This window comes from Rhodobacteraceae bacterium M382 (assembly GCA_025141015.1).
Classification (GTDB): domain Bacteria; phylum Pseudomonadota; class Alphaproteobacteria; order Rhodobacterales; family Rhodobacteraceae; genus Aliisedimentitalea; species Aliisedimentitalea scapharcae.
In genome coordinates this window covers 1,078,706-1,104,409 of sequence record CP081098.1, presented here as the reverse complement: position 1 = coordinate 1,104,409, position 25,704 = coordinate 1,078,706, and the positions used below count along the sequence as shown (strand labels likewise).

The 25,704-nt window shown below is 58.5% G+C and carries 29 protein-coding genes; 12 read left to right on the top strand and 17 right to left on the bottom strand.

From position 1 onward, the window contains the following. Window positions 1–13: 13 nt before the first annotated feature. Complete coding sequence (locus K3727_05010) at window positions 14–571, top strand: TlpA family protein disulfide reductase (protein ID UWQ92161.1); 558 nt, start codon at window positions 14–16, stop codon at window positions 569–571. Window positions 572–1,060: 489 nt separating this feature from the next. After that, window positions 1,061–1,453 (top strand): lysozyme inhibitor LprI family protein, encoded by a 393-nt coding sequence (locus K3727_05005; GenBank protein UWQ92160.1) that lies wholly within the window; start codon window positions 1,061–1,063, stop codon window positions 1,451–1,453. Window positions 1,454–1,470: 17 nt separating this feature from the next. Here the strand turns inward: K3727_05005 and K3727_05000 are convergent, their stop codons facing one another. Continuing rightward, complete coding sequence (locus K3727_05000) at window positions 1,471–2,040, bottom strand: DNA-3-methyladenine glycosylase I (GenBank protein ID UWQ92159.1); 570 nt, start codon at window positions 2,038–2,040, stop codon at window positions 1,471–1,473. A gap of 116 nt (window positions 2,041–2,156) precedes the next feature. Here K3727_05000 and K3727_04995 point away from each other — a divergent pair, with 116 nt between their 5' ends. The 4 genes from K3727_04995 to K3727_04980 all read left to right on the top strand — a co-directional run bounded on the left by K3727_04995 (window position 2,157) and on the right by K3727_04980 (window position 6,547). Beyond that, window positions 2,157–2,990 carry an EAL domain-containing protein gene (locus K3727_04995; GenBank protein ID UWQ92158.1) on the top strand — a complete coding sequence of 278 codons (834 nt, stop codon included), beginning with the start codon at window positions 2,157–2,159 and terminating at the stop codon, window positions 2,988–2,990. Window positions 2,991–3,184: 194 nt separating this feature from the next. Further along, a complete protein-coding gene (locus K3727_04990; GenBank protein ID UWQ92157.1) occupies window positions 3,185–4,360 on the top strand; it encodes an acetyl-CoA C-acetyltransferase in 1,176 nt (391 codons plus the stop codon). 190 nt (window positions 4,361–4,550) lie between these two features. Next, complete coding sequence (gene phbB / locus K3727_04985) at window positions 4,551–5,273, top strand: acetoacetyl-CoA reductase (GenBank protein ID UWQ92156.1); 723 nt, start codon at window positions 4,551–4,553, stop codon at window positions 5,271–5,273. A 335-nt stretch (window positions 5,274–5,608) separates the two neighbouring features. Then, entirely contained in the window at window positions 5,609–6,547 is a 939-nt protein-coding gene (locus tag K3727_04980) for a transcriptional regulator GcvA (GenBank protein ID UWQ92155.1), read from the top strand. A 169-nt stretch (window positions 6,548–6,716) separates the two neighbouring features. Here the strand turns inward: K3727_04980 and K3727_04975 are convergent, their stop codons facing one another. The 3 genes from K3727_04975 to K3727_04965 form a co-directional block, all read right to left on the bottom strand. After that, window positions 6,717–6,890 (bottom strand): DUF465 domain-containing protein, encoded by a 174-nt coding sequence (locus K3727_04975; GenBank protein UWQ92154.1) that lies wholly within the window; start codon window positions 6,888–6,890, stop codon window positions 6,717–6,719. A gap of 179 nt (window positions 6,891–7,069) precedes the next feature. After that, a complete protein-coding gene (locus K3727_04970) occupies window positions 7,070–7,837 on the bottom strand; it encodes a methyltransferase (GenBank protein ID UWQ92153.1) in 768 nt (255 codons plus the stop codon). Then, the gene (locus K3727_04965; protein ID UWQ92152.1) at window positions 7,834–8,049 is read right to left on the bottom strand and encodes a DUF2007 domain-containing protein; all 216 of its coding nucleotides are present in this window, start codon (window positions 8,047–8,049) and stop codon (window positions 7,834–7,836) included. Before K3727_04965 ends, K3727_04970 begins: the two co-directional genes overlap by 4 nt. A 55-nt stretch (window positions 8,050–8,104) precedes the next feature. On the opposite strand from K3727_04965, the gene K3727_04960 reads away from it, so the two are divergent. Next, complete coding sequence (locus K3727_04960) at window positions 8,105–9,103, top strand: polyprenyl synthetase family protein (protein ID UWQ92151.1); 999 nt, start codon at window positions 8,105–8,107, stop codon at window positions 9,101–9,103. Window positions 9,104–9,215: 112 nt separating this feature from the next. Here the strand turns inward: K3727_04960 and K3727_04955 are convergent, their stop codons facing one another. From K3727_04955 to soxR, 4 genes are all read right to left on the bottom strand, one after another. Beyond that, the gene (locus K3727_04955) at window positions 9,216–10,043 is read right to left on the bottom strand and encodes a 4-(cytidine 5'-diphospho)-2-C-methyl-D-erythritol kinase (protein UWQ92150.1); all 828 of its coding nucleotides are present in this window, start codon (window positions 10,041–10,043) and stop codon (window positions 9,216–9,218) included. After that, window positions 10,030–11,763 (bottom strand): tetratricopeptide repeat protein, encoded by a 1,734-nt coding sequence (locus K3727_04950; GenBank protein UWQ92149.1) that lies wholly within the window; start codon window positions 11,761–11,763, stop codon window positions 10,030–10,032. Before K3727_04950 ends, K3727_04955 begins: the two co-directional genes overlap by 14 nt. Before the next feature lie 510 nt (window positions 11,764–12,273). After that, entirely contained in the window at window positions 12,274–13,920 is a 1,647-nt protein-coding gene (locus K3727_04945) for an electron transfer flavoprotein-ubiquinone oxidoreductase (GenBank protein UWQ92148.1), read from the bottom strand. A 171-nt stretch (window positions 13,921–14,091) separates the two neighbouring features. Beyond that, window positions 14,092–14,559: a redox-sensitive transcriptional activator SoxR gene (soxR, locus tag K3727_04940; protein ID UWQ92147.1), complete on the bottom strand. Its 468-nt coding sequence runs from the start codon at window positions 14,557–14,559 to the stop codon at window positions 14,092–14,094. A 96-nt stretch (window positions 14,560–14,655) separates the two neighbouring features. Here soxR and K3727_04935 point away from each other — a divergent pair, with 96 nt between their 5' ends. From K3727_04935 to K3727_04925, 3 genes are all read left to right on the top strand, one after another. Continuing rightward, entirely contained in the window at window positions 14,656–15,036 is a 381-nt protein-coding gene (locus tag K3727_04935; protein UWQ92146.1) for a VOC family protein, read from the top strand. 168 nt (window positions 15,037–15,204) lie between these two features. After that, window positions 15,205–15,675 (top strand): transcription elongation factor GreA, encoded by a 471-nt coding sequence (gene greA / locus K3727_04930; GenBank protein ID UWQ92145.1) that lies wholly within the window; start codon window positions 15,205–15,207, stop codon window positions 15,673–15,675. A gap of 16 nt (window positions 15,676–15,691) precedes the next feature. Then, a complete protein-coding gene (locus tag K3727_04925; protein UWQ92144.1) occupies window positions 15,692–16,711 on the top strand; it encodes a hypothetical protein in 1,020 nt (339 codons plus the stop codon). A 348-nt stretch (window positions 16,712–17,059) separates the two neighbouring features. On the opposite strand, the gene K3727_04920 is transcribed toward K3727_04925, so the two are convergent. Genes K3727_04920 through K3727_04900 form a run of 5 tightly spaced genes read right to left on the bottom strand, consistent with a single transcriptional unit; the run spans window position 17,060 to window position 21,168 of the window. Continuing rightward, window positions 17,060–18,316, bottom strand: a complete 1,257-nt coding sequence (locus K3727_04920; GenBank protein ID UWQ92143.1) for a molybdopterin molybdenumtransferase MoeA — start codon at window positions 18,314–18,316, stop codon at window positions 17,060–17,062. Next, window positions 18,313–19,092, bottom strand: coding sequence for a molybdopterin guanine dinucleotide synthesis (locus K3727_04915; GenBank protein ID UWQ92142.1), 780 nt, complete (start codon window positions 19,090–19,092; stop codon window positions 18,313–18,315). Before K3727_04915 ends, K3727_04920 begins: the two co-directional genes overlap by 4 nt. 20 nt (window positions 19,093–19,112) lie before the next feature. Next, the gene (mobB, locus tag K3727_04910; protein ID UWQ92141.1) at window positions 19,113–19,604 is read right to left on the bottom strand and encodes a molybdopterin-guanine dinucleotide biosynthesis protein B; all 492 of its coding nucleotides are present in this window, start codon (window positions 19,602–19,604) and stop codon (window positions 19,113–19,115) included. Continuing rightward, entirely contained in the window at window positions 19,601–20,236 is a 636-nt protein-coding gene (mobA, locus tag K3727_04905) for a molybdenum cofactor guanylyltransferase MobA (protein ID UWQ92140.1), read from the bottom strand. Before mobA ends, mobB begins: the two co-directional genes overlap by 4 nt. A 35-nt stretch (window positions 20,237–20,271) precedes the next feature. Beyond that, on the bottom strand, window positions 20,272–21,168 hold the full coding sequence (locus K3727_04900; GenBank protein ID UWQ92139.1) for a formate dehydrogenase accessory sulfurtransferase FdhD: 897 nt from the start codon (window positions 21,166–21,168) through the stop codon (window positions 20,272–20,274). A gap of 44 nt (window positions 21,169–21,212) precedes the next feature. Between K3727_04900 and K3727_04895 the strand changes: the two genes are divergently transcribed. Then, entirely contained in the window at window positions 21,213–21,944 is a 732-nt protein-coding gene (locus K3727_04895) for an AzlC family ABC transporter permease (protein UWQ92138.1), read from the top strand. Further along, window positions 21,941–22,282: an AzlD domain-containing protein gene (locus K3727_04890; protein ID UWQ92137.1), complete on the top strand. Its 342-nt coding sequence runs from the start codon at window positions 21,941–21,943 to the stop codon at window positions 22,280–22,282. The genes K3727_04895 and K3727_04890 overlap by 4 nt, the downstream gene beginning before the upstream one ends. Before the next feature lie 48 nt (window positions 22,283–22,330). On the opposite strand, the gene K3727_04885 is transcribed toward K3727_04890, so the two are convergent. The 4 genes from K3727_04885 to K3727_04870 all read right to left on the bottom strand — a co-directional run bounded on the left by K3727_04885 (window position 22,331) and on the right by K3727_04870 (window position 25,660). Next, the gene (locus tag K3727_04885; GenBank protein UWQ92136.1) at window positions 22,331–22,963 is read right to left on the bottom strand and encodes a hypothetical protein; all 633 of its coding nucleotides are present in this window, start codon (window positions 22,961–22,963) and stop codon (window positions 22,331–22,333) included. Between the two features lie 27 nt (window positions 22,964–22,990). After that, window positions 22,991–23,125 (bottom strand): aa3-type cytochrome c oxidase subunit IV, encoded by a 135-nt coding sequence (locus K3727_04880; GenBank protein UWQ92135.1) that lies wholly within the window; start codon window positions 23,123–23,125, stop codon window positions 22,991–22,993. Between the two features lie 128 nt (window positions 23,126–23,253). Next, a complete protein-coding gene (locus tag K3727_04875) occupies window positions 23,254–23,793 on the bottom strand; it encodes a hypothetical protein (protein ID UWQ92134.1) in 540 nt (179 codons plus the stop codon). Further along, window positions 23,780–25,660: a glycerophosphodiester phosphodiesterase gene (locus tag K3727_04870; protein UWQ92133.1), complete on the bottom strand. Its 1,881-nt coding sequence runs from the start codon at window positions 25,658–25,660 to the stop codon at window positions 23,780–23,782. Before K3727_04870 ends, K3727_04875 begins: the two co-directional genes overlap by 14 nt. Window positions 25,661–25,704 lie beyond the last annotated feature (44 nt).

Here is a 25,704-nt window from a genome sequence, read left to right as displayed (position 1 = left end):
ACCCGGAGTTGCTATGCGTCTTTTTCGTCTGATCACCCTTTATATGGCCCTTGCCTTGGGTGCAAATGCCTCTCTTGCTGCTGATGTCGCGTCGCTCGAAGCCTTGCGCGAAGGCAGCATGAAGAAACTGGTGTTCCATGCCGCGCCCAAAGAGACGTCCAAGGCCGCCTTTTTCCTGGAAGACGACCAGGGCACAGCGACGCTCGAAGACTATAAGGGCAAGTATGTTCTGTTGAACTTCTGGGCCACATGGTGCGCGCCCTGCCGCAAGGAAATGCCGCAGATCTCCGAACTCCAGGCCGAATTCGGCGGGGACGACTTTGAGGTTCTGACCCTGGCCACCGGGCGGAACAACCCGGCTGGTATCGTCAAGTTTTTTGACGAAAACGGCATCGACAACCTGCCCCGCCATCAGGACCCCAAACAGGCCGTGGCGCGGGAAATGTCAGTGCTGGGTCTGCCGATCACAGTGATTCTTGACCCGCAGGGCCGGGAAATCGCCCGTCTGCGGGGCGACGCCGAATGGAATTCCGACAGCGCCAAGGCGATCATCTCGGCGCTTTTGGAGTAGCAGACGATCGTCAGGCTGAATCACAGGACGCCCCGTCGCGGATTGGGGCGTCTAACGGTGTTCAGGCAGCTTCGCTTGGCCCATAGGACCTTTGGCCCTTGCGCCTCCTACCCTCGCCCGACTGACTGCGCCGGCGTCTGTGTTGTCTAACCCGCCCAGCCGGCGACACATTCTGACCCGGACATCATCAATCAAAAGCCGAAGGGCACCAACGACCACCGAACCCTCATCCGGCATGTCCGAGGCTGCAGCAGCGAATCCAATTCCGACGGATCCGCTCCGTGATGTTGGTAGTGCAATCCATGGCGGTCTGATCTGCGCGCCGCACCTGTTGGCAGTTGGGCAAATCCACACCACCCGACCACCCGGCCGATTTGATGCCCAACCGGATGTTTTGCGTCTTCGCAGCGGGATCGCATTTGCAACAGTCAGGCTGTGCCCCCTAAGGTAGGGACGGACATACACCTGAAACAAAATGAGTTTTCTTCCATGCGGTTATTCTTTCTGGGAGTCGTCCTGACCTTTGGCAGCACTTCTGTCGCTCTTGCGCAGGATTGCAGCGCCCCGCAAACCCAAAGCGCAATGAACGAATGTGCGGCCCAATTCTATCGGTTCGCGGACGAAGATCTGAACCTTGCCTATGGCTTGGCCCGCGACATGGCGAAACAGATCGACACCTATGCCCCCTCGGGTCAGGTCAGCAGTGTCACGCTGCTGCGCGATGCTCAACGTGCCTGGATTACCTATCGCGACCTGGCCTGTTCGGCCGAAAGCATGCTGGCTGCGGGCGGATCCATGCAGCCACTGTTGCACTTTGGTTGCCTGGAACGCCTGACCCGCACCCGAACCGAGGATCTGCGCAGCTTTGGCGAAGTGAACTGATCGGATCACCGCAGCCGCTATCGCTGCAACGTCTTGACCCTGTTATGGCAGGGGCAGGTAACAAGATGGTCGTTGATCAACCCGCATGCCTGCAAAAAGGCGTACACGATGGTCGGTCCGCAAAATTTGAATCCTCGTTTCTTCAAATCCTTGGAAATTTCTTCGGACAAAGCGGTCTTGGCAGGAACCTCTGACAGGCTGTTCCAGCTGTTTTGCAACGGCACGCCGCCAAAATAGGTCCACAAATAGGTATCGAAACCCTGCTCTGCCTCTATCCTTTGCCAGGCCTGCGCATTGGTGATTGTCGCGGCAATCTTGCCCCTGTGGCGGATGATTCCGGGGTCTTGCAACAGCCGTTCAATCTCCGGCTCCCCCCATTCAGCAACAATGTTTGGATCAAAATCGGCAAAGGCTGCGCGAAAATTATCCCTTTTTTTCAATATGGTAATCCAGCTCAACCCGGCCTGAAATCCATCCAAGATCAGTTTTTCCCACAGGGCGCGGCTGTCATACTCAGGAACGCCCCATTCGGTGTCATGATATCTGACATAGATCTCTTCCGACCCGGCCCACCCACAACGCTCCATGATCATGTTCCCCTTTTGTTTGAACCCTTGTGCCCCATGAACCGTTAAAATGCGAGGTTTAATCGCAGATTCATACTTTGGGCGAATTCTTGGCGCATCCGAAGGTGAGGTCCAGGATGACGAACAAGCGCATGATCAAAGCGGATATTCCTGTCGGGGGTGACAGCCCCCTGAACGCGGCCGTGGCACAGCGCGATGGGTCGACCATGGAAATGGTCGAAGAAGCGGTCAAACACAACAATTGCATGTTGGCCTATCAGTCTGTCATGCAAGCCCACCCACCGCATGGCGTTGCCTTTTACGAAGGGTTCATTCGGGTTCTTGATGCGACTGGCCGGGTGATCCCCGCCCGCGAATTCATGCCTCTGGTCGAAGACCGCGAAATCGGTCGTGAATTGGATTGTCTGGCTCTGGAACACGGGATGCGGGCGCTGACCAAAAATCTGGATATCCGCCTGTCCATAAACATGTCTGCCCGGTCGATCGGCTATTCCCGCTGGTCGCGCGTTCTCGATCGGTTTCTCAAGAAAGATCCCACGTTGGGTGAACGCCTGGTTTTGGAGATCACCGAAGGGTCGGCAATGTCGATGCCCGAAGTGGTGGTTGATTTCATGGGGCGTATGCAGGAACACGGCATTGCGTTTGCGTTGGATGATTTTGGTGCCGGCAATCTGGCCTTTCGCCATTTCCGGGACTTCTTTTTTGATGCGGTCAAAATCGACGGTCAGTTCATCCGCGGTGTTCACAAGAATTATGACAATCAATGCCTGACGCGGGCACTTGTTTCGGTGGCTCAGGAATTCGACATGCTGACAATCGCAGAATCGGTTGAAACCCGTGAAGACGCAGAATTCCTGGTCTCCATTGGAATTGATTGCCTCCAGGGCTATTTGTTCAGCGCCCCAACGGTTCGCCCACCCTGGATCGAAGAGATGGCCCAACGCGCCTAGCCCTGCATTTGCCGCATCTGGCGTGCAATCGGTCGCCTCTGTTGACCGTGAGACACCCTGTCCATTGCTGCGATTGCAGCATTGATGTATTTCCATCTCCAGTTAGGGAGGAAATTGATTGCCGTGTGGCCCTATGAGACCACAGATTGGCTGTCATATTCCTGACACGACAGGATGGCAAAGGATCCAACATTATGACCAACGTAGTAATCGCATCCGCCGCACGTACCGCCGTCGGCAGCTTTGGCGGCTCATTCGCCAACACCCCCGCCCATGATCTGGGTGCAGCGGTGCTCGAAGCTGTTGTGGAACGTGCAGGCGTTGAAAAGGGCGAAGTGTCCGAAACCATTCTGGGCCAGGTTCTGACCGCAGCCCAGGGCCAGAACCCCGCCCGTCAGGCACATGTCAACGCCGGCCTGCCACAGGAAAGCAGCGCCTGGGGCATCAATCAGGTGTGTGGGTCGGGCTTGCGCGCCGTTGCATTGGGTGCACAGCATATCCAATTGGGCGATGCCGACATCGTTTGTGCCGGTGGTCAGGAAAACATGACCCTCTCGCCCCACGCCGCCAACCTGCGCGCCGGTCACAAGATGGGTGACATGAAATACATCGACACCATGATCCGTGACGGCCTGTGGGACGCGTTCAACGGTTACCACATGGGTCAAACCGCTGAAAACGTCGCCAACCAGTGGCAGATTTCCCGCGACATGCAGGACGAATTCGCTGTTGCATCGCAGAACAAGGCCGAAGCTGCGCAAAAAGCCGGCAAATTCGCCGACGAAATCGCCGCTTTCACCGTCAAGACCCGCAAGGGCGACATCATTGTGGACGCTGACGAATACATCCGTCACGGTGCCACCATGGCCGCCATGCAGAAACTGCGCCCAGCCTTTACCAAAGACGGCTCGGTCACCGCAGCCAACGCTTCGGGCCTGAACGACGGTGCCGCTGCAACCCTGCTGATGTCCGCTGCAAACGCTGAAAAGCGTGGCATCGAGCCGCTGGCGCGCATCGCGTCTTATGCAACGGCTGGTCTGGACCCGTCGATCATGGGTGTTGGCCCGATCCACGCATCGCGCAAGGCGCTGGCAAAGGCAGGCTGGTCGGTTGATGACCTGGACCTGGTCGAAGCCAACGAAGCCTTTGCCGCACAGGCCTGTGCCGTGAACAAGGACATGGGCTGGGATCCGGCCATCGTCAACGTCAACGGTGGTGCCATCGCGATCGGCCATCCCATCGGTGCATCGGGCTGTCGGGTTCTGAATACCCTGTTGTTCGAAATGAAGCGCCGCGACGCCAAAAAGGGTCTCGCCACTCTGTGCATCGGCGGTGGCATGGGCGTAGCCCTGTGTGTGGAGCGGGATTAATCCTCGCACCCAAGCACATAATTGGGGGCGCCTTTTGGGCGCCCTTTTCTTTTCCAATTCAACAACTTGAAGGATGTGCGACAATATTAGCCGTTTCTGATACCAAATTCATGACGAAACAATATTGCGTATCCTCGGTTAAAAACGTAACAGCATTACCAAGCCAATTCACTACTGGAGGATTCCCCACATGGCACGTACAGCACTCGTCACCGGCGGCAGCCGCGGCATCGGCGCCGCAATTTCCAAAGCACTGAAGGCCGAAGGCTACAACGTCGCGGCGACCTATGCCGGCAACGACGAAGCCGCCGCCGCATTCACCGCCGAAACCGGCATCGCCACCTATAAATGGAATGTTGCTGATTACGAAGAATCGGCTGCTGGCATCGCCAAAGTCGAAGCCGAAGTAGGCGCCATCGACATCGTTGTAGCAAACGCAGGCATCACCCGCGACGCTCCGTTCCACAAGATGACCCCTGAACAGTGGCACCAGGTGATCGACACCAACCTGACCGGCGTGTTCAATACCGTACACCCGATTTGGCCTGGCATGCGCGAGCGCAAATTTGGCCGTGTCATCGTGATTTCGTCGATTAACGGTCAAAAAGGTCAGTTCGCTCAGGCCAACTATGCCGCGACCAAGGCAGGCGATCTGGGTATCGTCAAATCGCTGGCACAAGAAGGTGCCCGCGCCGGCATCACCGCAAACGCTATTTGCCCTGGCTATATCGCCACCGAAATGGTCATGGCCGTTCCGGAGAAAGTCCGCGATTCCATCGTCGCACAGATCCCGGCCGGCCGCCTGGGCGAGCCCGAAGAAATTGCCCGCTGCGTGGCCTTCCTGGCGTCCGATGATTCCCAGTTCATCAACGGCTCGACCATCTCGGCCAACGGCGCGCAGTTCTTCGTCTGAACCGCGCCAATCCCCGCAAGGGCGACAAATAGAAACACAGGGGCCGGTCCAAATGGACCGGCCCCTTTTTCATCCCGTAAGAACAGGCGCGCTCTGCTCAGCGGGAAGAACGAATGACAAACAGCCGCGCCCAAAACCGCGTCACGGCACCGGCCAACGTGTTCGACCTGCACAGATGGGCCCGATGCGCCGCACGATGAACGTCTGCATTTGCTGAAATAATCATGGCCTTACCTCTCAGGTCAAAATTTTCTATCTGTACTGAATATGAGGCCCATCATAAATTACTACAAACGAGACTTTTCAACGCTTCAGTTAAGTAATACTATTCTGAAATGTCTGACCGCCTCCCTCCCCTGACCGCCCTGCGTGCCTTTGATGCTGCAGCGCGCCACATGTCGTTTGCACAGGCCGCCGCAGAGCTGAACGTGACCCCGGCTGCCTTGTCATTTCAGATCAAATCTCTCGAAGAGCATTTGGGCCAACCATTGTTTGTTCGATTGAACCGGGCCGTCGAACTGACAGAAGCGGGGCGTACATTGGCCCCCGGCGCGGCACAGGGGTTTACCCAGCTGACCGCAGCCTGGACCGCGACGCGGCGACTGCAGGACAACACCACCCTAACCGTCACTGCCGGCCCGGCGCTGACCGCCAAATGGCTGGCACCGCGTCTGTATGAATTTGCGCGCGCGCATCCCGAGATTGACCTACGCTTTTCAGCCACCTTGCGGCTGATGGATTTTGAACGCGATGACGTGGACGTGGCGATCAGATTTGGCCTGGGAACTGACGACGGCCTCTATTCCGTACCCGTGCGCAAGGAATGGATGACCCCGGTGATGACGCCGGAAATGGCCGAACAATTCCCGACACCGCACAGCTTGACCAAGGCTCCGCTGATCTTTGACACATCCATCGACTTCCTAAACCCACGGTGTGACTGGCCGGCCTGGTTTCGGGCCGTCAGGATTGATCACAACCCGACCCATGGTGCCCATTTTTCCAACGCCGACCATGCCATTGATGCAGCCGTAGCGGGGGTAGGTGTTGCGCTGGGTCGTCGCGCGATGATCATCAAGGATCTGGAAGAAGGCCGATTGGTGGCCCCGTTTCCGGTGGCCTTGGAAACCCAGGCACGATTTCGGTTTCTATGCCAAAAGGGGGCGGAGAACCGCCCACAGGTCGCGGCGTTTCGGGATTGGTTTGTCTACGAAATCGAAAAGACGGCCCATATTTCAGATCGTTTTTCGATTATTCCAGTCGAAGACATTTGATGGCACCCGATTAACAGATCACACGGGACAGGGCCGCTGATGTGATCGCCATGGGTGTCAATGCAGGCCAATGATCTCCACACGGACACCCGGGCCTTGGTCAATTCGCGCTGATTTGAAAGGGGGGGGGAGGGCTACGGAGAGATGTCTCTCCGCAGCACACCAAGATTCATGCGTCGCAAGATGCCAGACGCTCGATCTCTTCTTTGAGTTTTAGCTTTTGCTTCTTCAGAGATGCCACATGTAGGTCATCCACGCCCGGAGCACGTTGAGCTTCTTCAACCTTGTGACTGAGTTGCTCGTGCTTTCTTTTCAGTTCCGCCAGATGCGAGCTCACGCTCATAGCAATCCTCCTCTGAATAGTGTGCCAGACGAGTTGAGCATACATCTTTGCCCCTGTCACGTCGCAGATGCGTGTTTTTTTCACTAAACTGTCATATCGGCTATGCACCGCCGACACACAATTTTGCATTGCCAAACCCGCATAGAACCAGACAAACGCGCTACCAGCCTGCCCTTGCGTCACTTTGGCCAGTCAAGCGCCGCGCCAGAACGCAGGATCGCCGCAATTTCGGGACGGTAATGGTCTTCGTCCCGGTCATGGTGTGTCCCAGTGTGCAAGATCACCGGCGCATGAAGCCGAAACGGTGCGCGCCCCTCCTTGCGGGCCCTCAGAATAATCAGATCCGGTGCACGCCCAATGCGCGCAGCCAGAGGCAGGACTTCGATTGACCCGAGACGCCCGGCACAGCCTGCCAACATGTCCGGCAACCTGTCCGCGCGCTGGATCATATGCAGATAGCCCTTTGGCAACAATCGCCGGGCGGCGGTTTCGATCCACGCTTCCAGCGCGGTCTCCTCACCCAGCGCCGTCGCCCGCCCGGCATCTGTCGCGCTGCTGTGGGCCCCCTTGCGATAATAAGGCGGGTTGGCCATCACGTGGTGAAACTGTTGCTGGCGAATCTCGTCCGGAAGGCCAGACAGATCGGCCGTCACAATTTCCAAGGAGACACCGTTTTCAACGCCGTTGCGGCGCGCCAGATCGGCATAGGCCGATTGCAGTTCAACGCCGGCCAAACCTATGTCCCCAACCCGTGCGGCCAGACACAACAACCCCTGCCCTGCCCCACAACCAAGCTCTAGCACCCGCTGCCCCGATCGCGCAGGAATCGCCGCCGCCAACAGAACAGGGTCCACCCCGGCCCTGTATCCCCTGCGGGGCTGCAACAGCTGAATCTTGCCACCCAGGAACCTGTCGCACGTCAGATCATCAGCCGAAAAACCGGTCATTTACCCAATGGAATCTCATTGTCCCGCATCACTCGGACAGCCTGTTCATGATCGTCTTCATGAACCATCAAACGACGTGGAAAAATCCCTATGCCGCCTTCCAGAATGCTCATATTTACGTCCATCTGAAAGCAGTCTATATCCTCTCCCTCAAGGAGAGCGGATGCAAAAGCCATGATGGTTGGATCGGTGCTGCGCAGAAGTTCTTTCATGGGATGGATCTAAAGGCAAGGAGCCGACAATGTCGAGCCTTGTAGCAGGAGCGTGATGCACAACAGCATGACTCAAAAACCTCATGAGCTTCTGGCTGAAACGCTGGCAGCAGAAATGGACAAGGTTAATGACCTGATCCAAACCCGGATGGCATCGGAACATGCACCACGCATTCCCGAAGTCACCGCCCATCTGGTCGGTGCCGGAGGCAAACGGTTGCGCCCGATGCTGACCCTGGCCGCCGCCAAGATGTGTGGCTATCAGGGGGACCACGACATTCGACTGGCGGCAACAGTTGAATTCATCCACACCGCCACCCTGCTGCACGATGACGTGGTGGATGAAAGCGCCCAACGGCGCGGTCGCCCGACGGCCAACCTGTTATGGGACAACAAAAGCTCTGTCCTGGTGGGGGATTACCTGTTTTCCCGCAGCTTTCAGTTGATGGTGGAAACCGGATCGTTGCGGGTGCTGGACATTCTGGCCAACGCATCGGCCACGATTGCCGAAGGCGAAGTGTTGCAGATGACCGCCGCCATGGACCTGAAAACCGACGAAAGCATCTATTTGCAGGTTGTCCGGGGCAAGACGGCGGCGTTGTTTTCCGCAGCGACCGAAGTCGGCGGTGTGATCGCCGGAGCCTCTGAGGTCGAAGTGAAGGCGCTTTTTGACTATGGCGATGCGCTGGGGATAGCGTTTCAGATTGCCGATGATCTGTTGGATTATCAGGGCGACAGCGCCACGACGGGCAAGAATGTCGGCGACGACTTCCGCGAGCGCAAGTTGACCCTGCCGGTCATCAAGGCCGTCGCGCGGGCCACGGACGATGAACGTGCCTTCTGGGTCCGCACCATCGAAAAGGGCCGTCAGGAGGACGGTGACCTGGAACAGGCTTTGGCATTGATGGTCAAATACGACACGCTCACCCAGACCCGCGCGGATGCGTTTGGCTGGGCCACCAGAGCCAAAAAGGCGCTTGAAGCGCTGCCCGACCACCCCGTGCGCCAAATGCTGCACGATCTGGCGGATTATGTCGTGTCGCGGCTGAACTGACCGGGTGCTCGAAGCCCGGGCACCCTGGGGGCTCTGCCCCCCACGTTGAAATCCTTGCGGATTTCAACGCTCCCCCCGAGGTATTTTTGACCAGAAAGAAGCCGAAGGCGGGCTAAAGGATCTGCCCATGCGCCCGCCACCAAGGCGCGGGCATGGATTGGGCTGCCAATTGCGCGGATCCGTCTTTCGGAAACAGCGCGAAACAGGTGGCTCCGGATCCAGACATTCCCACATGCATGGCGCCGGTTTGGCGTAAAGCCTGGAGTGTGTCCTGAATCACAGGTTGCAGTGTGATGGCCGGTGCCAGCAGATCATTGCGCTGGGTTTGGAGCCAATCAACGAAATCGACAGGACCGCGCCAATGTGGCAGCGGATCCGGCATCGGAGCGTTGCGCTTGTTGCTGAGGTTTTGAAACACCGATGGGGTAGGGACCGAAACACCCGGATTGACCAGCACGATGTCCATGCGCGGCAAGGCCGGAACAGGTGCGAGTGTATCGCCTATTCCGGTCATGCGTTGCGGTACCGACTCCATACAGACAGGGACATCCGCCCCTAAGGTCACGATTGCGTCTGATTCTGGTATCGCCAGCCCCCACAGCTGGCTGAGCGCGTGCAAAGTGGCAGCCGCATCCGCTGATCCCCCTCCGATACCGGAGGCCACCGGCAGACGTTTGACCAGCGTCAAAGCCGCACCGCGGTCACTCGCCAACAGACGCGCAGCCCGCAGGACCAAGTTGTCCGGCTCGGCTGTCAACTGATCACCCTGGGGACCGTCCAGTGCCAACGACAGTGTCTCTGAGGCTTTGGCCAGGATCGTGTCCCCGATATCGGCAAATACAACTAGGCTGTCGAGAAGATGATACCCATCAGCCCGCTGGTCGGTGACATGCAGTGTCAGATTGATCTTGGCCGGGGCAAAAACCTCAACCGTCGTCATTGGCAACCTTTAGCGGCGGAGCACCTTCTTCGGCCAGAACCTTGTCCAGCCCGACTTCGAGCTTGCGGCGAATTCGGTCCGGATCTGCCTCGGCATTGTTCTCATCCGGTTTGATAAAGGACAAGGCCCGGCTCCATTGGAATTCCGCCTCGCGCAGACGTCCCACAGCCCAATAGACATCCCCAAGGTGGTCGTTCACGATTGGATCCACAGGCATCAGTTCAACCGCCCGTTCCATATGCTCAACGGCTTCGCCATAGCGGCCAAGCCGGTACAACACCCAACCAAGACTGTCGACGATATAGCCGCTGTCCGGGCGCGCAGACACGGCCCGTTCAATCATGCCCAGGGCTTCGTCCAGATTGATGCGTTTTTCCACCATCGAATAGCCGAGGTAATTCAATACCTGCGGCTGGTTGGGGTTCAAGTCCAACGCCGCGCGGAAATCCTTTTCTGCCTGGCTCCAATCCTTGAGCCGCTCATTACTGATTCCGCGCGCATAAAGCAGAAACCAGCGGCTGCCAGAGTCCGTTTCGGAAAACTCTAGCGCCTTGTCGTAGGCCGCGGCGGCCTTGGCATAGTTTTCCTCCTGGCGCTGCAGGTCGCCCAACGCCGAATGAACGGTTGGCAAAGTCGGAAAATCGCGGGCCAGCTGTTCGAGAACCTCGATGGCCGCATCAGGTTTGGCTGCCCGCCGCAGCGCTTCGGCCCGGCCCAATTCGGCGGCGTGATAATCCGGATGGCTGCGTGGGACCAGCTTGTATGTGGCATCCGACAATTCATATTGCCCAAGATTGTCCAGAAGCGCGGCACTGAGCAGCACACCGTCGATGTGATCGGGGCGCAGCGCCACGGCTGTACGCGCATAGATCAACGCATAATCATCAGCAGCTTCGCCATTCAGCACCGATCCGATTGTAAAGAACACTTCGGCCATGCCATCACGCACCGTGGGCGTGACGGTAAAGGGCAAAGTTTCACCAGCCGCCAGACGGTCGGCCATATCGGTCAGGCCGGGATCAAAATTCGCCCCGAACACATCGGCCAGCAATTCGAGCGCGTCCGAATTGCGCCCCATCTGAGACAGGCTTTGGGCGCGGGCCATGGCGGCACGACGCGACATCAGGGTCAATTTCCCGTCGTCGGCTGCAAACATCGCCTCTGCGCCTTCGTGATCGCCAACCATCGCGCGGGCCAATGCCTTGTGATAGAGCGCAAAGCCGCGCAGCCCCTTGCCTTCACCGACCAGATCAAATTCTTTCAGGGCCTCATCAACCGCCCCCTGCCCCATGAGCGCCCAGCCTTTGGCCAGACCGTCCACCAGCGGGCTGACACCATTTACATCCGGGTCCCGCTCCAGAATTTTCTGGTAATCCTCATCCTGAATCAACCCGGCCAGCGCAACCATATGTGCGATCTGGCTGCGCAGACCCAGCGCTTCCATCTGTTGGGCGACTGGCAAGGCACGGTCCACGGCCCCCAGCGCCAACAAGGACAAGGTCAGGTTTTCAAGCAGCACCGGGTTGGCTGAATCCCCGGCCAACGCCCGGGTATAATAGGCCGCGGCCTTGTCGTATTTGCTATCAAACAGAGCCTGGCGCCCGGCCAGATAGGCCCCAACATTGCCCTCAGCCTGTGCAGGACCTGAAAACGTCACGGGCGCTATCGCCAAAGACAATGCCAAAACCGCTGCTGCGGTACGTCGGATGGGGAATATCACCGGAATAACTGCCTCGCTCCTTTGTATACACACCAAGCTAGGGCGTCCGGAGGGGGGAGGCAATGGCGTGTGGGATCACCAATTCAACAGTGGACATTTTTTGCCTAATTTATGGGGCCTTTGGGCTGTCTCGGCCCTGTTGTCAGCCGCCTATGGCTTTTGGCGCTCCAAATACCCACTGATGGCAAAGGCAATGCAGAGACCCAAAGCCCCCATTCCGAGACAACGCAACACCGGCCAATACGTCCGGCAAGGCCTGTCGTCCAGATGGGCAGAGCGCCAGCGCCCCTGTCACGCGGCGCGCTCCCACTGGTTCAATGATGGGGTGGGACCCCGACGTCCGCCCTTTTGATGCAGCAAGAGCAAAGCGACAACACGTTGGAGGCGCGTTGGTGTCATTGTTGTTCAAAAAAAGCGGCCGAACAGATCTCGCTGTTCGGCCACATTGATCACTCTGGCACCGCCATGTTCTGCTGCACCCGCACGGATGGCAGCACCAGGAGCGCTGTCTTACATGTTCGGGTAGTTCGGCCCGTCACCACCCTGTGGAGTGGTCCAAGTAATGTTCTGGGATGGGTCCTTGATGTCGCAGGTCTTGCAGTGCACGCAGTTCTGAAAGTTGACCACGAATTCCGGCTGGCCGTCCTTTTCGACGATTTCGTAAACACCAGCCGGGCAATACCGCTGCGCAGGCTCGGCGTATTTCGGCAAGTTGACCGACACCGGCAGCGAGTCGTCGGCCAGACGCAGATGGCACGGCTGGCTTTCCTCGTGGTTGGTCATTGCGAACGACACGTTGGTCAGACGGTCAAACGACAGCTTTCCATCGGGCTTCGGGTAATCAATCGGCTTGTGCTTGGAGGCCTCTTCGGTCGACTGCGCGTCATTCTTGCCGTGACCCAGGGTGCCAAAGAAGGAAAAGCCCAATGTATTGGTCCACATGTCCAGACCGCCCAGCATCAGCGATGCCGTCAGGCCCCATTTGGACCACATCGGTTTGACATTGCGCACCTTTTTCAGGTCTTTGCCAATGGCACCTTCGCGCACTTCGGCTTCATAGGCAGTCAGCTCATCACCCGACCGCTCTGCCTTGATCGCGTCAAAGGCGGCTTCGGCGGCTGCCTTGCCAGACAGCATGGCGTTGTGGTTGCCCTTGATGCGCGGCACATTGACCATACCAGCCGCACAGCCCAACAGAGCAGCACCAGGAGCGACCAGTTTCGGCATCGACTGATACCCACCTTCGGTGATCGCCCGCGCGCCATAGGCGACGCGTTTACCACCTTCAAGCAGCTCGGCCACCATCGGGTGATGTTTGAACTGCTGGTATTCCATATAGGGGAAAAGATGCGGGTTCTTATAGTTCAGGTGAACAACAAACCCGACATAGACCTGATTGTTTTCCAGGTGATAGATGAAGGACCCACCGCCCGCTTTGCTGCCCAGCGGCCAGCCCATGGTGTGGGTAACAGTGCCTTCTTTGTGCTTGGCCGGGTCGATCTCCCAGATCTCCTTCATGCCAACGCCGTATTTCTGGACTTCCTTACCCTTGGCCAGATCGTATTTGGTGATGATTTCCTTGGCCAGCGACCCGCGCACACCTTCGGAGATGAACACGTATTTGCCGTGCAGCTCCATGCCGGGTTCGGTACCGGGGCCGTATGAGCCATCTTTTTCCAGACCAAATACACCGGCAACGACGCCTTTGACTTCGCCATTGTCGCCGTAAACCAATTCGGAACACGCCATGCCCGGGAAGATTTCGACGCCCAGCTCTTCGGCCTGTTCCGCCATCCAGCGGCAAACGTTACCCATCGACACGATATAGTTGCCGTGGTTGTTCATCAGCGGCGGCATCGGGAAGTTGGGAATTCGAATCTGCCCCGCTTCGCCCAGCATATAGAAATTGTCTTCCTTGACCGGAACGGTGATCGGGGCACCTTTTTCCTTCCAGTCAGGGATCAGCGCGTCCAGACCGCAGGGGTCCAGAACCGCACCGGACAGGATATGGGCCCCCACTTCGGACCCTTTTTCCAGCACGACCACATCCAGGTCAGCATCCAGCTGTTTCAGACGGATGGCGGCAGACAGACCAGCAGGGCCCGCCCCAACGATCACCACGTCATATTCCATCGCTTCGCGTTCGATCTCGGCCATTACGGCGCTCCTTGGCTAACTGTTCGCTACTGGGCCCACTGTTTGGGCGTTCGTGGGCGCAATTTTGTTTCGCGGTTGATTACCGTTCTGCACGTGCAAACGTCAATGCAAACTCTGCGTTACGCCATAAAAGACAGGGAAATGTCGCAGCTGCGCGGCCAAATTCGTCATTCAAGGCCCATTTTTCGTCTCTGGCTGGTCTCCCATAAGATATCGAGGGCCTTTTCCCCGGCGCGCCGCCCGGTCTTCGGGGTTGTACAGCGCGCAGTTCGGCAACGACAGGCAACCACAGCCGATACACCCATCCAGATTGTCGCGCAGTTTCACCAGCGTTTCGATTCGCTGATCCAGATGATCGCGAAAGGTTTCGCTGATATCCGCCCAATCCCGGGCGGTGGGCGTGCGTTTGCCCGGCAACCCGGCCAACAGGTCGCGAATCTGGGGCAGCGAAAACCCGAACTGCTGCGCGATCATCACAAAGCTGAGCCGCCGGATGTCCGCGCGATGAAACCGACGTTGCCCCCCCGCGTTGCGCCAGGGCGTAATCAGCCCCTGTTCTTCGTAATAGCGAATGGCTGAAACAGCCAATCCGGTCCGATCTGCCAACGCCCCGATGGACAGGCCTGCTGATGTTGCCATGGGTTTGAAATTTTTCCTTGACCTAAAGTTAGGTTTAGAAATTACCGTAAAACGACTCACAACTAAACCCCCTGTGCGGGGAAGAAAGGAAATAACATGCCTGGGCAATTGGAACATGTAAATTACACCGTGCGCGATGCGGTTCAGACCGCCAAATGGCTTTGCGAATTGTTCGATTGGCAGATCCGCTGGCAGGGCCCATCGCTGAATGATGGCCACACGGTACATGTGGGCAGCAAAAGCCATTATGTCGCGCTGTACAATCACGGCACGCCTGCGCCTTCGCAGGAGGACAATTACGCGACCATCGGCGGGTTGAACCATATTGCCGTCACCGTCGATGACCTGGAGGCCACGGAACAGCGGGTCAGGGCGATGGGTTTCACCCCACAAAACCACGCCGATTACGAACCAGGGCGCAGGTTCTATTTCCACGACCACGACGGGATCGAATATGAAGTGGTGCAATATGACTGATCTAGCGGCACAAGACTGCTGCAATTGGGGATAAACCTGCGCCGCCTCTTGCATTTGGGGGCCGTATTGGGTCAGGTGTCTGTCAACCACTCCGGTCGCCCCGGCGCGTAACGCGGCGGGGCGCTGGTGTTCAATGGACCCGGAACACAAGACGGACGAAAAGACCCGATGGAAAAGATCCCGATGACCCCTGCGGGCTTTGCCGCACTTGAAGCAGAACTGAAGAACCTCAAGAGCGTCGAGCGCCCTGCCATAATTCAGGCCATCGCCGAAGCCCGAGAACTGGGCGATTTGTCGGAGAACGCCGAATATCATTCCGCGCGCGAAAAGCAGTCGTTCATCGAAGGCCGCGTCAAGGAGCTGGAAAGTGTTCTCTCGCTGGCCGACGTTATCGACCCGTCCAAGCTGTCGGGCACCATCAAATTCGGCGCCAAGGTCACGCTGGTGGACGAAGACACGGATGAAGAAAAAACCTGGCAGATCGTCGGCGAACACGAAGCCAATGTCGAAAAAGGCATGTTGAACATCAAATCCCCCATTGCCCGCGCCCTGATCGGCAAGGAAGAGGGAGATAGTGTCGAAGTTCGCACCCCCGGTGGGGTTCGGTCTTACGAAGTTCTGGATATCATTTATTCCTGACGCGCGGAGCGTGCCCATGTCCGGCTCGACCCAAAACAATGACCAAAACGCTCGGGCCTCGGGCCTGGGCATTTACAACAGGCCAACCCCATCGCGGATTGCGGGGGTTGAAATGATCGCATTGGTGCTCAGCCTGATCTGGCTGGGTGGTGCTGTCGTGTTTTTTGTCTTTGCCCCTGGCGGGACGGAATTCCAGGGGTTGCAATTCCTGCTGACCATGCTGGCCGTATTCATGCCGGTGGCAATGATCTGGGTGGCGGCGACGGCCGCCAAATCCGCCCGTGTCATGCGGGAGGAAAGCCAGCGATTGCAGGCGGCCATCGACGCGATCCGAAATTCCTATGTGCTGCAGCAGAAGAACGCGACCGCCACTCAGGAGCCGTCGGTTGTCAAGAAGCTGGATGAAATCGCCGAAGCCACACGCAAGACAGAAACCACCCTGGCGACGTTTCATTCCAGCCGCCGCGCGGTGGTTCGCCCCGAACCCGCACCTGGCGCAACAGGCTTGGAAGACTATGACCAGGCCTCGCTCGAACTGGGTACCACCGCCGAAGAGCTGGAGCCGCCCTTGCCCACGGATGACTTCCTCAAGGCGCTGAATTTTCCGGAAACCGCAGAGGACGAAGCCGGTTTCGCCGCGCTGCGCCGGGCGCTGCGTGATCGCAAGGCCGGCCAACTGATCCAGGCCGCCCAGGACGTTCTGACCCTGCTGAGCCAGGATGGCATCTATATGGACGATCTGCGCCCTGACATGGCCCGCCCTGAAGTCTGGCGTCAATTTGCCAGCGGTATCCGCGGCCGCCCTGTTGCCGCACTGGGCGGGGTTCGCGATCGAACCTCCCTGGCCTTGTCCAACGCCCGAATGAAACAGGATCCGATTTTCCGCGACGCGGCGCACCACTTTTTGCGCCTGTTTGATCGGGCTTTCGCTGAATTCGAACCCAACGCAACCGATGCGGATATTTCGGCGTTGAGCGACACACGCACAGCACGCGCCTTTATGCTATTGGGCCGCGTAGCTGGCACATTCGACTAACCACCACCCGGCATCCCTCCCCCTTTACGCCTCCTCCCAGCGTGCTCCCGCCCGTCTCCAAAGCTTCTTTGGAAGCGTCAGAGACCGTTGGGCGTGGCCCCTCCAAATACGCTGGAAGAGGTCACACATCCGAATGAGCGAACTCTGCGCCTCCGGTCGCATGGGCGCGCATCGCACAGCACAGCTGTGCGATGCTTGGCCCAACGGGAGCAGAGGCATCTTTGATGCATCTGCTGCAGGCGGGAGCCCGCCGGGGCGCATGCGTCCAACGGCGGGTTCACAGATTGGTCCGGTCAATGATAGTCAACCTGAAGGAAGACATGGCGGTCTTTCCTTCGATCCTCAGAACTACGCTGCAAACCCGGAAAACGGCAGGAAACGCACCAGATCTCCGGGTTTTACGTGCCGTTCCCCATCATCGAGTTCGACCAGCCCTTCGGCCCAGCTGAGCCCGCTTATCCGGCCCGACCCTTCGGAGCCAAAGACTTCTACCCGACCATCGCGGATCCGGGCTCTCAGGTATTCTCGCCGCCCCGGTTTCTTGCGCTTTTCAAAGGCAGCCGCGACATCAAAGCCCTGCGCCTCGGGCCAATCACGCCCAGACAGGCGTGCCATTGCAGGACGCGCAAACATCAGGCTGCACACAAGCGCGGCCACCGGGTTGCCCGGCAAACCAAAGACTGGAACATCCTCCCACAAGCCCAAGGCCAACGGCCGCCCAGGTTTGAGCGCCAAACGCCACAACTGCATGGCACCCGCCTCGCGCAACAGGGACGATACATGGTCTTCATCCCCCGCAGAGGCCCCGCCGCTGGTCAGAATGACATCTGCCGCGGCCGCAGCTTCGGTCAGCCGAACCGCCAATTTCGATTTATTGTCGCGAACTTTCCCCAGATCGACCGGTGTATGGCCGAATTGGGCGATCATCGACAGCAGCATCACCCGGTTGGCGTCATAGATCTGCCCCGGCTCAGCGGGATCTCCTGGTTCGACCAGCTCATCACCGGTGGACAAGACAGCCACCCTCAGGCGCTGATGTACGGCCACCTCGGACACGCCGGTTGCAGAACACAACGCCAAATCCGCCGGGGTCAGCAACCGTCCTGCTGTTAGAATCTCCTGCCCCGCGATCACGTCTTCTCCCGCGCGACGGGTGTTTGCGCCCTGTTTCAAAGGGCCTCGAAAGGCGATTTGCCCGTCTCCCAGGGTTACATCCTCTTCCAGAATGACCGTATCGACCCCATCCGGCAAAGCCGCCCCTGTCAGCACACGAATGGCCTGACCTTTGGACACCACCGCATCCGTTGCCACCCCCGCAGCAGCGCGTCCATCCGCCAGCGGCAGAACATGCTCACCTGCGGGCATGGCTCCAGCAAACCCATAGCCATCCACGGCCGTATTCGGTTGTGGCGGGTTTGAACGCAACGCCGTTATCGGTTCGGCCAACACGCGCCCCACGGCTTGGGCCAGAGGCACAGTTTCCACCGAAGTCACCGGATGCAAGCGCTGCTGCAACAACGTCAACGCCTCATCCACCGGGGTCCAATGAACCCCTGCAGGCAGGGCAAAACAATCATTGCGCAGGGGCGGAGGCTTTAGGGTCATCGGTTCTGCCTTATTCCAAAAATCCAGCCCTCTTCCGGGGCTGATATGTCCAGTCTACCCGCCAGAGCTTTGGGGTCCATCCCAGCCAGGTCATTGGCAACGCAAGCCACCTGCCAGGCGTCCTTGATCCAACCATCCGGTACAGTGCCCACTGTCAGCGAGGGCCAGATTTCAAGCAGCGCAATTGGGGCCTTCAGCGGTTCAAAGGGCCAGGCCGCGATCTGCCCGGGCCAACGGTGATGCAGCCGGGACAACACCGGCAATCCCATCATCACTTGTCCCCCGACTGAACCGACACCAGACATCTGCCAACAGGTAAAGCTGCCCTTGGCCAACAGCTCAACCGCCCGCCGATCAGCAAAGGGGGATTCATAGTTGCGTTTGGTCCGGGGCAACCCCGGTATATCGCGCTTCAACCCGTTGCCCCAAAACGGGCCACGCCCGCCAAATGCCTGATTGATCTCCCCCGCCACATCAAACCGGTTGTTGGCGCGCGGCGCATCTTCGATCCGATCCGCGAACCAGTCCCACAGCTTCAGCGGGTCATCGCTGGTGGTCAAGGCCTTGGCAAAACCCGCAGGGTAGCCAAACGGGAAGTCAAATCCGACACACAGGCGTTGGGTGCTGGTCAAAGTATCTTCAATCAGATCATCCAGCCATTCTTCGACCAGCCCCCGATTCCGAAAATACAGCGGTTCTCGCCCCGCTTCGCAGACCCAGATCGCATCCTTGCGCGGTGTTGGACCCGTATCATTACCGCCTGACCAATCAACCATGACAAAGCGATCAAAGTGACTCACAGCCCCAATTCACCCTGAATAAAATCTGCAACCGAACCTGTATCGTTCAGGTCAAACACCGGCCTGTCCAGGTCAAGCGGCGCATCACTGGCCACCGCCCGAATGCTGGTATCATCCCTGGCGATCAACGGATTGCCTGTCTCACCGCGATGGGCCTCGATTTTGGGGTGCGCTTCGCGCTTGTAACCTTCCACCAGCACCAGATCGACCGGGGACAGACGTGCCAGCAAAGCAGCCAGTGGGGGTTCAGGCGCATCGCGCAACTCCTGCATCAATGCCACCCGCCTACCCGACGCCAGCAGGACTTCGCAGGCCCCGGCAGCACGGTGACGATAGCTGTCGGTGCCCTTTTGATCGACGTCAAAGATATGGTGGGCGTGTTTGATGGTTGAAACCGAATACCCACGGGCACAAAATTCCGCCACCAGCCGTTCCATCAACCCGGTTTTGCCCGAGTTCTTCCAGCCCGTGACTCCGTAAACCTTCATGACAATAACCCCTTGGCCCGCTCCAGATCTTCGGGTGTGTTCACATTGAAGAACGGGTCAAACGGCTCGGCAGGAAACAACGCCTCGCGCCCGTTGTGCTGATCGGTCCAGACCACCACTTTGCGCAGGCCATCGGCCAAAGCAGCCCGCAGATCATCGCGCAAGGCCACCGGCCACAACCCAAAGGTCGGGTGTCGATTGACCCTGCGACTGCCCCCGGATTTCAGCTCTGCCCCAGATCGCGGCGTGGTGGCCAGAACCAGAGGATGCGCCATCCCCGCAGCGGCCCCCTGTAGGCGCACCACCAGATCGCACGGAAAAAACGGTGTGTCAGCGGCCGCGGTGACGATGCAGTCCGCCCCCTGCTCTGCCGCCCAATCCAGCCCCGCCAACACCCCGGCGAGAGGGCCTGCGAACCCGTCGATGCTGTCGGCCACAACGGGAAAACCCAGCCCGGCAAAACGGGCCGGATCGCCATTGGCGTTCAGCACCAGACCGGACACCTGGGGTTCCAGCCGGTCCACAACATGTGCCAGCAGGCTTTTGCCACCCAAGGTCAACAAACCCTTGTCACCACCGCCCATTCGCGTGGCGAGACCTCCGGCCAAGATGACCCCCAAAGGCTGTGTCATGTGCTGCTCCCTCTAATCAGGTCAATTGTCCCGGCCTAACCATCCGCGCCTTTGCGGCGTGTCTTGCGGTCTTCTTCGGCCACCGAACCCGGATCCACATCGCGCTCCAACCGGTCCTCTCCGGACAGGCAGATGAACCGCTGACCGCGCATGCGGCCGATCAGGGTCAGGCCCAGCTGTTGGGCGATCTCCACCCCCCAAGCGGTGAACCCCGAGCGTGACACCAGAACCGGGATGCCCATCATCGCAGTCTTGATCACCATTTCCGACGTCAACCGCCCCGTGGTATACAGGATCTTGTCCGCCGCCTGCACCTTCTCGCTCAGCATCCAACCTGCAATCTTGTCGACCGCATTGTGGCGACCCACATCTTCCATGTAGACCAGCGGGCGATCGCGATGACACAGCACAGTGCCATGGATTGCACCTGCCTCGAGATACAGCGACGGGGTGCGGTTGATCTTGGCCGCCAGCGCATAAAGCCACGAGGTCCGCACGGGGGTGGCAGGCAGTTCTATGTTCTCCAGTCCATCCATCATGTCGCCAAACACCGTGCCCACGGCACAGCCGGACGTTCGGGTCTTTTTCTTGAGCTTTTCCTCGTAGGAGGTTTCGATTTCTGTCCGGACCACCACCGTTTCCAGATCTTCGTCATAGTCGACGCGGGTTATCACATCGCTGTCGTGCAACATGCCCTGGTTACGCAGAAACCCCAGCGCCAGATAATCAGGATAATCGCCAATGGTCATTGCCGTGACGATTTCCTGTGAATTCAAAAAGATGGTCAACGGGCGCTCTTCGACCACATGGATTTGTGAGACCGCGCCGGTGTGATCCACCCCCCGCACCGCACGTGTCAACCGCGCGGCCCCCGGGTCGGGTGCAATCAGATACTCTGCCGTATTATCTTCTGTGGCCAATTGCGCCCCCATCCATTCCGCTTTACCCCTATCCTCCTGCAATCTAGGGGCAAGCCATGGTCTTCACCACTCCCAAATCCGCCTTTTGGAAAGGTGTGCGCGACAGCGCCCCCTTTGTGCTGGTGGCCGGGCCGTTTGGCATGTTGTTCGGTGTCCTGGCTGCCGAGGCCGGGCTCAAGGTGATCGAAGCGATGACCTTTTCGCTGACCGTGTTTGCCGGATCGGCCCAATTCACCGCTCTGCAATTGATGCAGGAGAATGTACCCACTGTGATTGTGTTGATTTCGGCGCTGGCAGTGAATCTGAGGGTGGCGATGTATTCGGCCTCGTTGACGCCGTACCTGGGGGCTGCGCCGCTGTGGCAACGCGCTTGTGCCGCCTATCTGATGGTGGATCAATCCTATGCGCTGTCCATCGTTCAGTTTGAAACCGAACCGGACATGACAATTCAACAGCGGATGGCCTATTTCCTGGGCACCAATGCGGTAATCGCGCCCTTGTGGTATTCGGCGACCCTGACCGGAGCCCTGCTGGGGTCGCAGGTCCCCGACAGCTGGGCGCTGGATTTTGTTTTGCCGATCACCTTTCTGGCCCTGGTCGCCCCGATGATGCGCAGTGGAGCCCATGTGGTTGCCGCGCTGGTGGCCATTGTGACCGCGCTTCTGGCTGCCTGGCTCCCCTATAATCTGGGGCTGATCGTGGCCGGAGTGCTGGGCATGATGGCCGGGGCGCAAACCGAACTGATGCTATCACGTCGGTCATTTCAGACTGAAAGGGTCACCAAATGAGCACCCAAGGCGCAATCGACCCGACCACGCTGTGGATCGTCATTATCTGTATGGCGGTGTTCAGCTTTGCCCTGAGGTTCGTGTTTATCGGGTTCATGGGAGATCGCCCGTTGCCCGCATGGCTGATGCGGCACCTGCGCTATACGGCGGTCGCAATCATTCCGGCATTGGTGGCACCGCTGGTGCTGTGGCCGACAGCGACCCAGGGCGAAACCGATCCTCCCCGGCTGATTGCGGCATTGGCAACGCTGACAATCGGGTTGATCACCCGCAATGTGATGTTCGCCATCGCAACCGGTGCCGGTACTTTGTTCAGTCTGCTTTGGCTGATGGGCTGATCAGACTGCGCCGGCCAAGGATAAAACCCTGGCACAAATGCATCACGGTTATTCGGTCACCGCCGCAGCCTGAGCGTTCAGGATTGCATTGTTCTGGGCCAGCCCTTCTTGCAAATCCGCGCTGTCATTTTCGTAATATTTCTTGGTGACCGCCCCGGGAAGGGTGCCAAACTGATCGGCCAGTTTCACCGGGTAAAAAGTGACATTGATCGATTCCAAACCCGGAACCTGTTTCAGGATCGTTGCTGTGGAGTTGGCACAATAAGCCCCAGCGACCGGCCCTGCCCGAAGCGCCAGATTATAGGCGATCTGCGCTTGTTCGGGGGTTACTTCCAGCGTCTGGACCACAACATGGTGCGTCTCTCGTGCGTGCGAGCCGCGATAGGCCTTTTCTGCGGCTGGCGTGATACCAAATAGCACATCATTACGCTCGGGGATGATGTCGGCCTTGAACGACCCTGCGGGATCAAAGATGACCCGTTCGGATGCGTTGATCATCAACGAGGCATGTGCCCCCTGCCCGGACCGGTTGTTGACCATCGTGTACAACGTCAATGTCGCGGGACCGGGGTCCCGATACGACACGGCTGCAATCGTTGCATCATCTGCGTTGGGTTGCTGTGGGCGCGTGCAGGCGCCCAGCGCCAGACAGACCGCCCCAAGTATCAAAAACATGCGCACTGGGGGCAACCTCCGGTCAGGCAAAAATCAGGACGTGAAAATCGCCATGAAGACCAGAATGGCCAGAATGACAATCACGGACCATTTGGTGAAGTTGATGAAGCCGTCATAGGTTTTTTCCTGAACGGAAATGTCCATTTCGCCGTGCTTGTGTTCTGCCATCTCGGTAATCCTATTCGCGAAGCTTTCCTGTTGGATACCGAATTCGCAAATCTGTGTCACGTCGTCAATGCATCACAGGGCCCACATTACGGTCCAATCGTCGCGCCAATACGTGGAAATGCGGGTTTTCAGCAGTTGGGATACCCATATCCCCAACGCCAGGGCAAACCGGAACAGGGTTCTCCACCGAATCGCACCGCCCAAAACATTGCCACCGAAAGCCGTTCGTACAAGACCCCCAGATCCGGAGTGAGCGGCACGCCCACCGAAATCGGTCGGCTGGCGATGTCCCGGATGCAACTCTGCAATTCCTGATCCGCCATCAGACGGGCCAAATAGCTTTCTTCGGCCTGCGTCGCACCCGAGGCGTCGTGGTAGGCCTGATCATGGATGACACAGCAGTTTTCCCATTCGGGACGGGTGCCGTCAGTCGTCCCCAGTTCCGGAAAATTCCGCACCGCCCGTTCCCAGATCCACGACATTCCACCGCTGCACCCGTCAGTGGTAAATGGTGCCAGCTCTTCGCCCTGGGACATCAGCGTCATCAGCTTTTGATGTTCTTTCAACTCCAGTCGGGTCAACCAGCCCGCCGCCGGCTGTTCCTGCGCCCAACTGCTATTGCTCGCGGCACACACACTCAGGATCAGCAACAGGTTAAGGCGCGCCATCCCGATACTCTTTTACATTCAGCTTCACACCCAGCTCGGCCGCCAACCACAAGACCAGCCGTTCGGCGCTGCTCAGTTCGGCCCGCACCTCCAGCACTTCACGCAGCATACCCGGTTCGTCGGTAATGATGCCATCGACACCCTTTGAAATCATCCGCGACATGCCAAGCGGGTCGTTGACTGTCCAGACGAACAGCTCCTTGCCCGCCGACCCCACGGCATTGACCAGCCCAGGGCTGGCAATGGCGGCACGTACAGCCAGAAAATCCCCCTGCAACCCGGCCAGGTTGCCGACGCTGGACGCGGCCAAGACACCTGTTTGCCAGTCACGCCGGAGATTTTGCACTTTCAACACCGAGGGATAGTTCAGAGACATGATCGCCACCTGGTTCGCCATGCCCAGTGCTTCGACTACTTGCACAACTCGGCGTTCCAGATCGACATCATACCCATAATGTTTCAGCTCGATCATCACCCGTGCGCGCCCTTTGGCCAGCTCCAGAACTTCGTGCAGCGTCGGCGTTCGCTGATCCGCATAGGCCGGGTCGAACCAGCTGCCGATGTCGATCTGTCTCAGCTCCTCCAGGCTGGCCTGGCGAACTTTGGTCGGGTTATTTGCGACCTTCATGTAATCGCTGTCATGCATGACGACGATTTGCCCATCGGCAGATTCCTGAACGTCGATTTCAACCCAGTCAGTGCCATCTTTGATCGCCTGTTCAACCGCGGCCAGGGTGTTTTCCGGTTTACTGCCCGCCGCCCCTCGGTGGGCAATGATCTGGACCTGATCCTGGGTCTTGACCGAGGTCAGCAGATTCTGAGCCGACCACAATCCTGCAATCAAGACCAGACCGGCGACGCAGATCACGACCCCCGTGCGTGGGTTGAACCCAACCTTGGACACATCGACATCCTGCGCAGTTCCGGGACCGCTGGCGGAATAAAACCCGTCCAGAATAACAGCCAATGCGCTCAATGCCATGGCACCCAGGATTACATTGGCAATCGCCCAGATACCCGACAGCCCAAGCACCACGAGAACCACGCTGAACAGGGTTTCGCCCTGGGCCATGGGCAATGTCCGCAATGCCAGGCCAGTTGCCACCAGCAACAGATTGGACACTGCCAGCCGGATCAGGAACCAAATCAACAGTTGGACCTGCAACCGCCCGCGCAATCCGGCCATGCGTGCGCGGCTCTCAGCAAATACCTGCCGGGGCGAGCGTGCTTCCAACAATACGAGATGCGGGCTCAGCGCCCATCCGCTGAGGCGGAACAGCAACGCCACCGCCATGGCCAATCCCAGCACACTGATGACCGCGATGGCAAACAGAAACTCAGGGGGGCGAAACGCAAGATAATAATTGATATCGAATTCGGTCAGATACCACAGCGCCACCAACAGCCCAACCAAAGCAAACGGCAACGCCACGGCCAGCACACGCAAAACGAATATGCCCGAGAAAATCGCCAACGACCGCAACCGCCGCACAAAGACCAGCAACATCGCGCTGCGCACGACGGCCCATCCAGTGTCACCTTTGGTCCGCAGGGCAACGGCCATGACCGAAAAACCCGCGATTTCCGCAACCAAAAGCGCGCTCATCACGGCCAATGCCATGACAAACCCGGCGGGGCTGAGCAGGAACAAGGCAATATCCTGATCTGTAAGCGCCGGTTGATCGGACAAGGCGACTGCCGCATTGATCAACAGCCCCATGATCGGAGCGATCAAGGCCAGAGACAGCCCATGCAGCAACAAATAAAGCGGCAGAACCAGACGCCACCGTGACAACGCCCGGGCGTAGGCTTGCAAAACGACAGTCAGGTGATTCAAAACACTTGGCTCCGACAATTGGACGTTCATAGAACGCGACCACGCGCCGAGAGACAAGAGTATGTTTGGCCCGG